The 13,445-nt window shown below is 69.2% G+C and carries 15 protein-coding genes; 10 read left to right on the top strand and 5 right to left on the bottom strand.

The features are described 5' to 3' along the window. The first annotated feature begins 27 nt into the window (after positions 1–27). Together murC and ACLBYA_RS24420 are read left to right on the top strand one after the other, a co-directional pair. Positions 28–1,419, top strand: a complete 1,392-nt coding sequence (murC, locus tag ACLBYA_RS24425) for a UDP-N-acetylmuramate--L-alanine ligase (RefSeq protein WP_447712054.1) — start codon at positions 28–30, stop codon at positions 1,417–1,419. Continuing rightward, positions 1,419–2,357, top strand: a complete 939-nt coding sequence (locus tag ACLBYA_RS24420) for a cell division protein FtsQ/DivIB (protein ID WP_447712029.1) — start codon at positions 1,419–1,421, stop codon at positions 2,355–2,357. The genes murC and ACLBYA_RS24420 overlap by 1 nt, the downstream gene beginning before the upstream one ends. On the opposite strand, the gene ACLBYA_RS24415 is transcribed toward ACLBYA_RS24420, so the two are convergent. Then, entirely contained in the window at positions 2,350–2,802 is a 453-nt protein-coding gene (locus ACLBYA_RS24415; protein ID WP_447712028.1) for a hypothetical protein, read from the bottom strand. The two genes, ACLBYA_RS24420 and ACLBYA_RS24415, sit on opposite strands and share 8 nt — an antisense overlap. A gap of 300 nt (positions 2,803–3,102) precedes the next feature. Here ACLBYA_RS24415 and ftsZ point away from each other — a divergent pair, with 300 nt between their 5' ends. From ftsZ to ACLBYA_RS24380, 7 genes are all read left to right on the top strand, one after another. Then, the gene (ftsZ, locus tag ACLBYA_RS24410; RefSeq protein WP_447712027.1) at positions 3,103–4,254 is read left to right on the top strand and encodes a cell division protein FtsZ; all 1,152 of its coding nucleotides are present in this window, start codon (positions 3,103–3,105) and stop codon (positions 4,252–4,254) included. A gap of 8 nt (positions 4,255–4,262) precedes the next feature. Then, positions 4,263–4,967 carry a peptidoglycan editing factor PgeF gene (gene pgeF, locus ACLBYA_RS24405; protein ID WP_447712026.1) on the top strand — a complete coding sequence of 235 codons (705 nt, stop codon included), beginning with the start codon at positions 4,263–4,265 and terminating at the stop codon, positions 4,965–4,967. A gap of 10 nt (positions 4,968–4,977) precedes the next feature. After that, positions 4,978–5,724 carry a YggS family pyridoxal phosphate-dependent enzyme gene (locus ACLBYA_RS24400; RefSeq protein ID WP_447712025.1) on the top strand — a complete coding sequence of 249 codons (747 nt, stop codon included), beginning with the start codon at positions 4,978–4,980 and terminating at the stop codon, positions 5,722–5,724. A 65-nt stretch (positions 5,725–5,789) separates the two neighbouring features. Further along, on the top strand, positions 5,790–6,452 hold the full coding sequence (locus ACLBYA_RS24395; protein ID WP_447712024.1) for a cell division protein SepF: 663 nt from the start codon (positions 5,790–5,792) through the stop codon (positions 6,450–6,452). Positions 6,453–6,599: 147 nt separating this feature from the next. After that, positions 6,600–6,899 carry a YggT family protein gene (locus ACLBYA_RS24390; protein WP_447712023.1) on the top strand — a complete coding sequence of 100 codons (300 nt, stop codon included), beginning with the start codon at positions 6,600–6,602 and terminating at the stop codon, positions 6,897–6,899. A gap of 167 nt (positions 6,900–7,066) precedes the next feature. Beyond that, complete coding sequence (wag31, locus tag ACLBYA_RS24385) at positions 7,067–7,900, top strand: DivIVA-like cell division protein Wag31 (protein WP_447712022.1); 834 nt, start codon at positions 7,067–7,069, stop codon at positions 7,898–7,900. Between the two features lie 14 nt (positions 7,901–7,914). Further along, positions 7,915–8,289, top strand: a complete 375-nt coding sequence (locus ACLBYA_RS24380) for a hypothetical protein (protein WP_447712021.1) — start codon at positions 7,915–7,917, stop codon at positions 8,287–8,289. On the opposite strand, the gene ACLBYA_RS24375 is transcribed toward ACLBYA_RS24380, so the two are convergent. Then, positions 8,286–8,939 (bottom strand): phosphoribosyltransferase, encoded by a 654-nt coding sequence (locus ACLBYA_RS24375; RefSeq protein ID WP_447712020.1) that lies wholly within the window; start codon positions 8,937–8,939, stop codon positions 8,286–8,288. The two genes, ACLBYA_RS24380 and ACLBYA_RS24375, sit on opposite strands and share 4 nt — an antisense overlap. Positions 8,940–9,028: 89 nt before the next feature. On the opposite strand from ACLBYA_RS24375, the gene ACLBYA_RS24370 reads away from it, so the two are divergent. After that, a complete protein-coding gene (locus tag ACLBYA_RS24370) occupies positions 9,029–10,369 on the top strand; it encodes a TIGR01777 family oxidoreductase (protein ID WP_447712019.1) in 1,341 nt (446 codons plus the stop codon). Here ACLBYA_RS24370 and ACLBYA_RS24365 read toward each other — a convergent pair. From ACLBYA_RS24365 to ACLBYA_RS24355, 3 genes are read right to left on the bottom strand one after another with little or no spacing between them, the layout of a single operon-like run. Then, positions 10,348–11,076 (bottom strand): type 1 glutamine amidotransferase, encoded by a 729-nt coding sequence (locus ACLBYA_RS24365; RefSeq protein ID WP_447712018.1) that lies wholly within the window; start codon positions 11,074–11,076, stop codon positions 10,348–10,350. The two genes, ACLBYA_RS24370 and ACLBYA_RS24365, sit on opposite strands and share 22 nt — an antisense overlap. Positions 11,077–11,092: 16 nt before the next feature. Next, positions 11,093–11,761, bottom strand: a complete 669-nt coding sequence (locus ACLBYA_RS24360; RefSeq protein ID WP_447712017.1) for a response regulator — start codon at positions 11,759–11,761, stop codon at positions 11,093–11,095. Further along, complete coding sequence (locus ACLBYA_RS24355; protein ID WP_447712016.1) at positions 11,754–13,394, bottom strand: ATP-binding protein; 1,641 nt, start codon at positions 13,392–13,394, stop codon at positions 11,754–11,756. The genes ACLBYA_RS24360 and ACLBYA_RS24355 overlap by 8 nt, the downstream gene beginning before the upstream one ends. Positions 13,395–13,445 lie beyond the last annotated feature (51 nt).

Genomic DNA, 13,445 nt, shown 5'->3' with positions numbered 1-13,445 from the left:
CTGCCGCCGGAACTGGCGCGGGTGCACATGGTCGGCATCGGTGGTGCCGGGATGTCCGGGATCGCGCGCATCCTGCTCGACCGTGGGGGACAGGTCTCCGGCTCGGACGCCAAGGAATCCCGCGGGATCGCCGCGCTGCGCGCCCGCGGTGCACAGATCCGGATCGGTCACGACGCTTCGGCACTGGACATGCTCGAGGGCGGCCCGACTGCGGTGGTCACCACCCATGCGGCCATCCCCAAGACCAATCCCGAACTCGTGGCGGCGCGGCAGCGGGGCGTCCCTGTGATCCTGCGGCCGGTGGTGCTGGCCAAACTGATGGCCGGTGACACCACGCTGATGGTCACCGGCACCGCAGGCAAGACCACCACCACCTCGATGCTCATCGTGGCGCTGCAGCACAGCGGATTCGACCCGTCCTTCGCCGTCGGCGGTGACCTGGGCGCGGCCGGCACCAACGCCCATCACGGCAGCGGTGCGTACTTTGTCGCCGAGGCCGACGAGAGCGACGGTTCGCTGGTGCAATACCGGCCGAACATCGCGGTGGTGACCAATATCGAGGCCGACCACCTGGACCACTTCGGTACCGAGCAGGCCTATGTCGACGTGTTCGATGCCTTCATGGAGCATCTGCAACCGGGTGGGGCGGTCGTGGTGTGCGTCGATGACCCCGGTGCCGCCGCGTTCGCCGAACGCACGGCCGCCCTGGGAATCCGGGTGCTGCGCTACGGGTCTTCGGGGCCGGATCTGGCCGGTGCGCTGTTGGACTGGCAGCAGCGGGGCACCACCGCGGTGGCGACCGTGCAACTGGCGGGGGAGAGCAATCCGCGCACCATGCGGCTGTCGGTGCCCGGCCGGCACATGGCACTCAATGCACTCGCCGCGCTGCTGGCCGCTGTCGAGGCCGGGGCGACACCCGAGGCTGTGCTCGACGCGCTGGCCGAATTCGAGGGGGTGCGCCGCCGGTTCGAGTTGGTCGGAATAGCGGCGGGTATCAAGGTTTTCGATGACTACGCCCATCACCCGACCAAGGTGGCCGCCGCGCTGACCGCGGTGCACACCCTGTCCCGGGAGTCCGAAGGTCGGGCGATCGTCGTCTTCCAACCTCATCTGTATTCGCGCACACAGGCTTTCGCCAAGGAGTTCGGAGCCGCACTGAGCGCCGCCGACGAGGTCTTCGTGCTCGACGTCTACGCGGCACGTGAGCAGCCGATCGCCGGGGTGAGCGGGCGCAGCATCGCCGAGCACATCACGGTGCCGGTGCACTATGTCCCGGACTTCTCCGCGGTCGCCGACCGTGTCGCGGCAGTGGCCGCACCGGGGGACGTGGTGGTGACGATGGGCGCCGGCGATGTGACCCTGCTGGGCCGCGAGATCCTCGACGCGGTGGGCAGGCGCGCCGACCGGACGGCAAGGTGATGACCCAACCGCCGGAATCCTCCGATCAGTCCGAAACGGCCGAGCCACCGGAGTCGGTGGATCCGGAGCGCATCGACGAGCCGACCGACGAGCCGGCCGCCGAAGCCGAAGCTGCCGGGGATGTCGAGGGCCCGCGCCGGCGGGCCCGCCGGGAACGCGAGGAACGCCGTGCCGCCCAGGCCCGCGCCACCGCGATCGAGGAGGCACGCCGGGAGGCCAAGCGCCGGGCCTTCGGCCGCGCCGAGGAGAAGCCACAGGCCGCACCGCGCGGCGTGATCCGTGGTCTGAAGGTGCTGATGTGGTCGGCGGTGCTCGCGGTGCTCGCCGTCGGCGTCGGGTTGCTGCTGTACTTCACCCCGATCATGTCGGCGCGCGCCACCGTCATCACGGGTCTGACGGCGCTCACCGAGGACGAGGTGCGCCAGGTCGCCGCCGTCGCGCCGGGAACCCCGCTGCTGCAGATCAACACCGACGCGGTGGCCGAACGGGTCGCGTCGATCCGTCGGGTGGCCAGCGCCCGGGTACAGCGTGAATACCCGTCGACCCTGCGGATCACCGTCGAGGAACGAGTGCCGTTGGTGGTCAAGGACTATCCCGACGGTCCGCACCTGTTCGACCGCGACGGCGTGGATTTCGTGACCGGGCCCCCGCCGCCGGGTCTGCCCTATATCGACACAGCGTCGCCGGGACCCCGCGACCCGGCGACGCTTGCCGGCCTCGAAGTGCTCACCTCCCTCCCCCTGGAGGTCTCCGGACAGGTGAGCAGAGTCGAGGCGCCCTCGGTCGCGGCCATCACCCTGATCCTGTTCGACGGTCGAAAGGTGGTGTGGGGCACCACCGACCGCACCCAGGAGAAGGCGCTCAAACTGGCTGCGCTGTTGACCCAACCTGGACAGACCTACGATGTGTCCAGTCCGGATCTGCCGACGGTCAAGTAGAACCGGTGCTCGGCACCGGTGGTGTGCAGTCCTTCCACCGACCGTCCTCGTAGGCCGCCGGGGCGCGCGCGATGAAGGCATCGGCCAGGTCCAACAGCGATCGGCGGGTCGCGCCGACGTACTCGGCGCCCAGTTCCTGGCGTTCCAACCGGGCGAGCGCGTCGACCGGCATCACCTCCATCGGCGGTACCGGTACCTCGTTGATGCCCTCGGCGGGGATGTCCGCGATCGCGATATCGCGGTACTTGGTGCAAGTGAAGGCCGCGACCCGGTCGACGTCGAACGTCAGGTAACCCTCGACGACCTGTTCGAGCGCATAGCGGATCTGTTCGGCCACCGGCGCCGCCGGCGTTCCCGCGGAGACGGTGGTGGCGCAACCTGATATCGGCGCAACGGTGAGCGAGCAGGCGGTGATCGCTGTGACCAGTCGATAGCAGTGGTTCATGGTGCCCCTCCCTTCCATATCGCCGAGAGTGGCACTGTGTGCTGTCCCACACCAGATTTGGGCGGTGCGGCGCGGGTTTTTCTGGCGTGATCCTCAGATTCTCCGGATCCGGGGCGCGACAAGAAGAAATTGTCGGCGCGTTTCGGCGCGCCTGCGGTGATCCGCCCCCGTGCCGCCCTACCGTTCTGGTTGCACGGAACTACTTGACATAACTATAAACCTATGGTTGAGGTTTAGGGTTTCGGGCGCAGCGGCAACACAAGGAACACCACTTACTCCAATGGGCAGGAAAGGCGACCGATGACCCCCCCGCATAACTACCTCGCCGTTATCAAGGTGGTCGGCATCGGCGGCGGCGGCGTCAACGCCGTCAACCGGATGATCGAGCACGGACTCAAGGGCGTTGAGTTCATCGCCATCAACACCGACGCGCAGGCGCTGTTGATGAGCGACGCCGACGTCAAACTCGATGTTGGTCGCGACTCCACCCGTGGACTCGGTGCCGGCGCCGACCCCGAGGTCGGTCGCAAGGCCGCCGAGGACGCCAAGGACGATATCGAGGAACTGCTGCGCGGCGCCGACATGGTCTTCGTGACCGCGGGCGAGGGCGGCGGTACCGGTACCGGTGGCGCGCCCGTCGTGGCGACCATCGCCCGCAAGCTCGGTGCGCTGACCGTCGGTGTGGTCACCCGGCCGTTCTCCTTCGAGGGCAAGCGCCGCTCGAATCAGGCCGAGAACGGCATCACCTCGCTGCGCGAGAGTTGCGACACCCTGATCGTCATCCCCAACGACCGGCTGCTGCAGATGGGTGATGCCGCCGTCTCCCTGATGGACGCCTTCCGCAGTGCCGACGAGGTGCTGCTCAACGGTGTGCAGGGCATCACCGACCTGATCACCACCCCGGGCCTGATCAACGTCGACTTCGCCGACGTCAAGGGCGTCATGAGTGGGGCCGGTACCGCCCTGATGGGCATCGGCTCGGCACGCGGTGACGGCCGGGCGCTCAAGGCCGCTGAGATCGCCATCAACTCCCCGCTGCTGGAGGCCTCCATGGAGGGCGCCCAGGGTGTGCTGCTGTCGGTCGCCGGCGGCAGCGATCTGGGTCTGTTCGAGATCAACGAGGCCGCCTCGCTGGTGCAGGAGGCCGCGCACGCCGAGGCCAACATCATCTTCGGCACCGTCATCGACGACTCGCTGGGTGACGAGGTGCGGGTGACCGTCATCGCCGCGGGCTTCGACAGCACCGGACCGAGCCGCAAACCCGTCGTGGGCGAGGGTGCCCCCACGGTCGCCTCCGGGTCGGCGGGCAAGGTCCGGTCCAGTGTGTTCGAGCCGGCCGACGCGATGTCGGTCCCGGCGCACACCAACGGCGCGACGGTGAAGATCGGCGGCCCGGACGACGGGGGCATCTCCGATGACGACGTCGACGTGCCGCCGTTCATGCGCCACTAGTCGCGAGCGTGGCCGTCCGGGTTCGGCGCGTCACGACCACCCGTGCGGGTGGCGTCTCGGTGCCGCCGTTCGACACCTTCAACCTCGGCGACCACGTCGGTGACGATCCGGCTGCGGTGGCGGCCAACCGCAAGCGGTTGGCCGCCGCGCTCGGACTCCGACCCGACGCCGTGGTCTGGATGAACCAGGTGCATTCCGACCGCGTCGCCGTGGTCGACGGTCCGCAGCCGACCGTGGACGACACCGACGCCCTGGTCACCAGCACACGCGGGTTGGCGTTGGCCGTCATCAGCGCCGACTGCGTTCCGGTGCTGTTGGCCGACGCCCGCGCCGGGGTCGTCGGCGCCGCGCATGCCGGCCGGGTCGGCGCCCAGATCGGCGTGGTGGCACGCACTCTGGAGGCGATGGTACGGCTGGGGGCGAATGTCGCCGACGTGTCGGCACTGCTGGGGCCCGCGGTGAGTGGCCGGCACTACGAGGTGCCCGAGGAGATGGCCGCCGATGTCGAGAAGTCCCTGCCGGGCAGCCGCTGCCGCACCGAGCGGGGCACCGTCGGCCTGGACATCCGGGCCGGTCTGGTCGGGCAGCTGAAGTCGCTCGGCGTGACCGCGATCGACGTCGACCCGCGCTGCACGGTCTCCGACGCCGCACTGTTCAGCCACCGCCGGGACGCTCCGACCGGCCGACTGGCCTCGCTGATCTGGATGGAATGAGGACGGATACATGAGCACGGCCACGCCCCGCGATGCCGAGCTGGCCGGCTCGTTGGCCGCCGTGCGGTCCCGGCTGGCGCGTGCGGCCGAGGCGGCGGGCCGCTCGGTCCGCGATATCGAGCTGCTGCCGATCACCAAATTCTTCCCGGCCTCGGACGTGGTGACCCTGCACCGGTTGGGCTGCACCGAATTCGGTGAGTCCCGGGAGCAGGAGGCGGCGCGCAAGGTGGCCGACGTCGGCGCCGAGTTCCCCGGCGACGACATCCGGTGGCACATGGTCGGCCACATCCAGCGCAACAAGGCGCGCGCCATCGCCCGGTGGGCGCACACCGCGCATTCGGTGGACAGCGCCCGGCTGATCGCGGCGCTGGGCGGGGGAGCCGAGCAGGCGCTGGCCGCCGGCGAGCGGACGGCCGCGTTGCGGGTCTATCTGCAGATCAGCCTGGACGGCGACCCGGACCGCGGCGGGGTGGACGTGTCCGACCCTGATCTGGTCGACGAGCTGTGCGCGGCCGCCCATACCATCGATTCGTTGGAATTTGCTGGGCTGATGGGGATTCCGCCGTTGGACTGGGATGCCGAGGAGGCGTTCGCGCGGCTGGCCGCCGAGCGTGACCGCGTGCAGCAGTCCTACCGACACACGCTGGGGCTTTCGGCCGGGATGTCCGGCGATATGGAGATCGCGGTGCGACACGGATCGACCTGTGTGCGTGTCGGAACCGCGTTGATGGGGCAACGTCCTCTAACGTCACCCTGAGTAGTCACTCCAGTCACATCTTCATCACAGACAACACAGACAGAAGCTTCTTGAAGGGGCAGGCGATGAGCACTCTGCACAAGGTCAAGGCCTACTTCGGTATGGCGCCGATGGACGATTACGACGACGAGTACTACGACGACGAACGCCCCGCCCGGGGCGGCTACCCGCGCCGCGGCGCCGAGGAGCGTTTCGAGGAAGACGGCTACGGTCGTCTGGAAGGCCGCGAGCCCCGCGGGTTCGACGACCGGATGCCCGCCCGCGAGTACGAGGACATCCCCGGCGCCTACCGCGGCGGTTACGCAGACGCCCCCCGGTTCGAGGGCCGACTGCGCGCCCCACGCGAATTCGACCGCCCGGCACCGCGGTTCGCCGCGCCGACCCGTGGCGCCAGTGCACTGGCCATGGAGCCGCGCCGGATGGCCGCACTTTTCGAGGAGGGCAGCCCGCTGGCCAAGATCACCACGCTGCGTCCCAAGGACTACAGCGAAGCCCGCACCATCGGTGAGCGGTTCCGTGACGGCACGCCGGTGATCATGGACCTGGTGTCGATGGACAACGCCGACGCCAAGCGCCTCGTCGACTTCGCCGCCGGTCTGGCGTTCGCACTGCGCGGCTCGTTCGACAAGGTCGCCACCAAGGTCTTCCTGCTGTCGCCGGCCGATATCGACGTCAGCGCCGAGGAGCGCCGCCGGATCGCCGAGGCCGGGTTCTACGCGTACCAGTAACGCCTGGCCCGATCGGTAGAAGCCGGCCGGCGGACCCCTTCCGGCACGACAGGTAGGCTGACGCCACAGGGACTCACGTTCGTCCCGGCTGCTCAAATGACCTGTCCATCCGCCCCTGCCCGTCTGCCGTAGTGAGGTTCGGCCCCCTTGTCGATGGTCTTTCAAATCCTGGGTTTTGCGCTGTTCGTGTTCTGGCTGCTGCTGATCGCCCGGGTCGTTGTCGAATTCATCCGATCCTTCAGCAGGGACTGGCAACCCCGGGGCGCCACGGTGGTGGTCCTGGAACTCATCCTGACGGTGACCGATCCGCCGGTGAAATTGCTGCGCAAGATCATCCCGCAACTGACGATCGGCGCAGTGCGATTCGATCTGTCGATCATGGTGTTGCTGCTGGTCGCGTTCATCGGCATGCAGCTGGCATTCGGTGCCGCGGCCGGCGCCGCCTGACCGGATCGGACCGTCGCCGGCGCGGCGCGGGAGATTGAAATTCGCTCTTAATTATGAGGCTCCTGTGCAACCGCCGGGTCAGCTGTGACAGGATGGACGCCAGTTACTTCTACCGACGCTTTACACTTTGAAACCAGTTGACGGTCCAGACTTCAAGGGGGCAGACAATGCCGCTCACTCCAGCCGACGTTCACAACGTCGCGTTCAGTAAGCCGCCGATTGGCAAGCGCGGCTACAACGAGGACGAGGTTGATGCCTTCCTCGACCTGGTCGAGAACGAGCTGACCAGGCTCATCGAGGAGAATGCCGACCTGCGTCAGCGGGTGTCCGAGCTCGACTCGGAGCTGGCCGGAGCGCGCTCCGGAAGCGGTATCGGAGCGACCCAGACCATCCCGCCGTACCAGCCGCCGCAGCCGGAACCCGAGCCCGAGCCGGTGCAGCCGGTCTACGAGGCCCCCGCGCCGCAGCCTGTCGTACAGCAGCCCGCGGCCCCGGTCTCCGAGGACCACCACGTCCGGGCGGCCAAGGTGCTCAGCCTGGCCCAGGACACCGCCGACCGGCTCACCGGTACCGCAAAGGCGGAGTCCGACAAGCTGCTCGCCGATGCGCGCGCCCAGGCCGATGCCTTGGTCAGCGAGGCCCGGCAGACCGCCGAGACCACCGTCGCCGACGCCCGCGCCAAGGCCGACGCCCTGCTGTCGGACGCGCAGAACCGCTCCGAGACGCAGCTGCGTCAAGCCCAGGAGAAGGCCGACGCACTGCAGGCCGACGCCGAGCGCAAGCACTCCGAGATCATGGGCACCATCAACCAGCAGCGGACCGTGCTGGAAGGTCGCCTCGAGCAGCTGCGCACCTTCGAACGCGAATACCGCACCCGCCTCAAGACCTACCTGGAATCGCAGCTGGAGGAGCTGGGCCAGCGCGGCTCGGCCGCACCGGTGGATTCCGCGGCCGGCAGCGAGAGCGGTGGTTTCAACCAGTTCAACCGGGGCGCCAACTGATCTAGGCTCGCCCGATGCTGATCATTGCGCTCGTCCTTGCCCTCGTCGGCTTGGCCGCCCTGGTGGCCGCCGTCGTCACGAGCAATGAGCTGATTGCCTGGGTGTGCATCGGTGCCAGTGTCATCGGTGTGCTGCTGCTCATCGGGGACGCGCTGCGGTCCCGTCGCAGCGGTGACGACAGCGCTGACGACACAGCTGACGTCGCCGCCGAGGACTATCCCGAAGAGGAGGCGGTGGTGACCGAATCCGAGCAGCCAGCCGAGCCGTCCGACGGTGAGGACGCCGAGGCCGACACCGAGATCGCCGGTGTCACCGAGGCGGACACCGAGAGCGAGGCCGGTGGCGCGGTGGAGATCTCACCGGACCCCGAAGGGCCGGCCAAGAACTAGGACCGTGTGGGTGTCGCCAGCAGTGTGCACACCTCGTCGTCGGTGGTCTGGGTGAAATCGTCGTAGACCTGGCCGACGGCCCGGAAGTCCGACGGCATGCTCGCGCAGATCACCTCGTCGGCCTCGGTGTCGATATGGTGCAGCCCGGCCGGGCCGACCGGCACCGCGACGATCACCCGCTGCGCGCCGGCCGATCGCACGGCACGCATGGCCACCAGCATGCTCGCCCCCGTGGCGATACCGTCATCGACCAGGATCACCGACCGGCCTTCGGGGTCGACGGGCGGTCGGCCGCCGCGATAGGCGTTCTCCCGCCGCGCCAGCTCCGCACGCTCCCGGTCGATCGTGGCCAGCAGGTCGGCATCGCTGACCTGCTGGCCAGTGATCACCTGGTCGTTGAGGACGACCCGGCCACCGGAGGCCAACGCCCCCATCGCCAACTCGGGCCAGTGCGGCACACCCAGCTTGCGCACCAGGAACACGTCGAAAGCGACACCGAGGGCGGTCGCGACCTCCCAGCCGACCGGGACACCGCCACGGGCCAGTCCGAGTACCAGCACCTCACCGTCGGGCCGCGCGACGTCCGCGGCCAGCACCCGTCCGGCGTCACGCCGGTCGGCGAACAGCGGGTCGCTGCGCAAACGGCTCATCGCAGATCTTCGGTCGCAGGGGCGGTTTCCACGGTACGACGCAGGGGTACCCCTGCGCGCGTGAATCCACGCCATGATGAGCAGTCGGCATGAGCATCCGGTACGACAGCGTTGTCGACCATCCGTTGGAGCAGGTCTTCGCCTGGCACAGCAGGCCGGGGGCGATGCGCCGACTGGTGCCACCGTGGCAGCCGATGACGGTAGTCGCCGAGACCGCATCGCTGGCCGACGGGCAGGCCGTGCTGGGACTGCCCGGTGGGCTGCGCTGGGTGGCGCGCCATCAGGCGGCCGACTATGACCCGCCGCACCGGTTCGTCGACGAGCTCGACAGCGACGGTCTGCTGACCTGGCCGGTGCGCGTCGTCGGAACCTGGAGGCACACACACGATTTCACCGCCGAGGGTGCGGCAACCCGGGTGATCGACCAGGTCGACACCGTCGTGCCCGCCGCGGCGCTGCGGCCGATGTTCGTCTACCGGCACACCCAGCTCGCCGAGGACCTCGCCGCGCACCGGGCCGCCGAGATGTCCCCGCAGGTGATCGCCATCAGCGGCGCTTCCGGGCTGGTCGGGGATGCACTGAGCGCGTTCCTGAGCAGCGGCGGTCACCGGGTGACCCGGCTGGTGCGCGGTGCGGCCACCAAACCCGATGAGCGGCAATGGGATCCGGATCGTCCGGCACCCGACCTCCTGGTCGGTGTCGACGCGGTCGTCCATCTGGCGGGGGCTTCGATCGCCGGCCGGTTCACCGATGCGCACCGCACCGCGATCCGGGACAGCCGCATCGGCCCGACCCGCGCCCTGGCCGAACTGGCGGCGACCACCGTCGACGGACCCCGCACCTTCGTCAGCGCGTCGGCCGTCGGTTACTACGGATACGAACGTGGCGACTCGCTGCTCACCGAGGACGCCACCCGAGGTGACGGATTCCTGGCCGATGTGGTGGCCGACTGGGAGGCCGCGACCGCCCCCGCCGCCGATGCCGGCCTGCGGGTGGTCAACGTCCGCACCGGGGTGGTGCAGTCCGCCCGCGGCGGCACCCTGCGGCTGATGCGTCCGCTGTTCGCCGCCGGCCTGGGCGGTCGGCTCGGCAGCGGTGAGCAGTGGTTGGCCTGGATCGGTCTGGACGATCTGCTCGACGTGTATCACCGTGCGCTCTACGACACCCGGTTGTCCGGCCCGGTGAACGCTGTGTCCCCTGAGCCGGTGCGCAACAGCGAGTACACCGCCGCGCTCGGATCAGTGCTGCACCGGCCGACCTTGTTGCCTGTCCCGTCCTTCGGGCCGAAACTCCTGCTGGGTGCGCAGGGGTCACGCGAGCTCGCCGAAGCCGATCAACGGGTCGTGCCCACCAAGCTGGAGGCACTGGGCCACCGGTTCCGGCGGCCCACGGTGCAGGCGGAGCTATCTCACGAACTCGGGCACGGCTGACGCTCGGTATAGGCCAGGAATCCGTCGACAAGTCCCCGGATGCGCCGGGCGGCGTCATCGTGCAACTGCGCGGTGCGGGCGCGCAACTCGTCGTGGGTGATGCCGACCAACCCGGCCTCGCCGGCCTCGCGGTCGTCGGCGAGCCAGAGCTCCAGCAGCGCCGGGTCCAGCTCGGGATGGAACTGCAAGCCCACCGCACGGCCCAGCGCGAATGCCTGCGATGTGGTTGCCGTGCGGGCGATCTCGATCGCGCTCGGCGGCAACGTGAAGCGGTCGAAATGCCATTCGAACCAAGGGCCCGCGGGGATCAGCTCGGGCTGATCGGAATCGATGTCATACCAGCCGATCTCGGGGGTGTCCGACCGGGTCACCGTGCCGCCGAAGGCCTGCGCCAGCAGCTGACCGCCGAAGCAGACACCCAGGGTCGGCACGCCGGCCGCCGCCGCGTCGAGCACCAGCCGGGTCTGTGCCCCGACCCAGGTCGACTTCAGCGCCTCGTCGTAGACCGGCCACCGCGCACCCAGTGGGACGATGACGTCGTAGCGGGTCGGGTCCGGGAATTCGACTCGCACGGCGGGTTCGCCGGTCCGGTCGGCCGGCACCACCTCGAAGGTGGCCACGTCGAAACCGGCGTCGACAAAGGCATTGCCGAGCATCGCCTCGGTCGCGATGGGGTCGTTGTAGAGGAAAAGAACGGTCGGTGCCACGCGATGAATCTACCCGTCATTGTGTGCTGCGGTAGCGCCGCTCCGGTCGCCCGGACCCGTACTGCAGCCGCAGCTCGAGCACACCGGTGCCCAGATAGTGCTCCAGGTAACGGCGCGCGCTGACCCGGGAGATGCCGACCATGTCGGCGCATTCGGCGGCGGACACCTCGCCGGCACTGCGGACGGCGTCGAGCACCAGGCGGCCGGTCTCGGCGCCCAGCCCCTTGGGCAGCACGTCCGGGGTTTCGGCGGTGCCGGCGCCGCCGAACAGCGCATCGACCATCGTCTGGTCGACACCGCCGTCGGCGGCCAGCGCATCGGCGCGGGTACCGAAGGCGGTCAGTTTGGCTTGCAGCTGGGCGAATTCGAACGGTTTGATCAGATAGTCGGCGGCCCCGCCGTCCAATGCGCCGCGGACGGTGTCGAGCTCCCGGGCGGCGGTGATCATGATCACCCCGACGTGGTCGCCGCCGGCGCGCAGTCGGTGCAGCACGTCCAAGCCGGTCATATCCGGCAGGTAGACGTCCAGCAGGATCAGATCGGGATGCAGTTCGGCCGCCGCGGTCAGGGCCTCGGCCCCGGTGCGGGCGACACCGACCGCCCGGAAGCCGTCCAACCGTTCCACGAAGCGGCGGTGGATCTCGGCCACCATGAAATCGTCGTCGACGATCAGGACGTCACGCATGGGGCATCTCGGTATTCGATGCCAACACACTCGAGGGCAGCCGCACCTCGAACGACGCGCCGCCGCCCGCGGCATCGGTGATCTCGGCGTGGCCGCCGTGCTGGGCGGTGACCAGACGCACCAGGGCCAGCCCGATCCCGCGTTGCTCGGCGGGCCCGCCCGAGGACTTCGAGGTCACCCCGCGGGCGAAGATCTCCTCCCGGCGGGCCTGTGGCACACCGGGTCCCGTATCAGTGACCGCGATCAGCAACCCGTCGCCGTCGTCGACGCGCACCGTCACCTGCGGGTCCGCGGAACCGACCGAGGCGTCCACCGCATTGTCGATCAGATTGCCCAGCACGGTGATCACATCGGTGGCCAGCGCGGGGGACAGGGCGCGCAGATGACTCGCGGGGTCCAGGACCAGGCGTACGCCGCTCTCGGCGGCCAGTGAGGTCTTCGCGATCAGCAACGCGGCGACGGCCGGATCGGAAACACGTTGGGTGACAGCGTCATTGATCTCAGCGCGGCGCCGGGTCAGCGTGCCGACCAGATCCTGCACCGCATCGAACTCGCCGAGTTGGACCAGTCCGGAGATGGTGTGCAGCTGGTTGGCGAACTCGTGGGTCTGGGCCCGCAGAGTGTCGGTGACGCTGCGATGTGAGGACAGCTGTGCCTGCAGGGCCGCGAGTTCGGTGCTGTCGCGCATCGTGGTGACGGTACCGAAGCGTCGGCCGTGGCTGCGGGCGGTGCTGCGATTGAGTGCCAGGACGTGGGTGCGGGTCGCGATCACCACATCGTGTTCGCCCTCGGTCGAGAGCAGGAAGCCGACCACCGCCGGTTCCAGCCCGACCTCGTCGACGCGCCGGCCCACCGCGTCGGCGCCGATGCCCAGCAGTCGTTGTGCGCTGTCGTTGACCACCGTGATGATGCCGTCGGTGTTCACCGCGACGACCCCCTCGCGGATGCTGTGCAGCAGGGCTTCCCGATGGTCGGCCAGCCCGGCGATCTCGGCGACCTCCAGCCCGCGGGTGTGCCGTTTGATGCGTCTAGACAGCAGCCAGGACGCGGCCAGGCCCAGTGCGGCGCCCAGGCCCAGGTAGATCAGCAGCCGCTCGCCGGCACCGCCGAGCAGCTCCCACGCCGACGGGTACCCCTCGCTTACCGAGGCGACCGCGAGCACCTCGCCGTCGCTGGACAGGATCGGCACCTGGCCGATCAGGCTGTGTGATCCGTCGACGTCGGCGTCGCCGAACCAGGCGCGGCCCTCGTCGGCGCGGCTGGGCCCGAGATCGGTCTGCGCGCCGATGCGGGACGGATCCGATGACGCCCGCACGGTGCCGTCCGGGCCGAGGATCTCGGCAAGGTCCGCGCCGGACAGCGATACCGCGCGGTCGACCTCCGGGGCCAGTGTCTTGGCGGCGAACGGGTCGGCGTAGCGCTCACGGACGATCGGTGTCGAGGCCATGTTCTCGGCCACCGCGATCATCCGCTGTCCGCGGACCTCGCGGAACTCGCTGGTCGACTGCGCCACCGACACCGCTGCCACCGCCACCAGTACGACGGCGACAACCAACAGCTGAAAGACCAGGAACTGGCCGGCCAGGCTGCGTCCCGACAGGCTCTCGCGCCACTTACCGCGTCCGTTACTCAATGAACAAAACTTCCTTTACGTCCGAAAGAGTGACCTGGGTCACTACGGGGA

This window comes from Mycobacterium sp. C31M (assembly GCF_053345865.1).
Note: the sequence above shows the minus strand (reverse complement) of the source record. Positions and strands in the feature narration are given on the sequence as shown.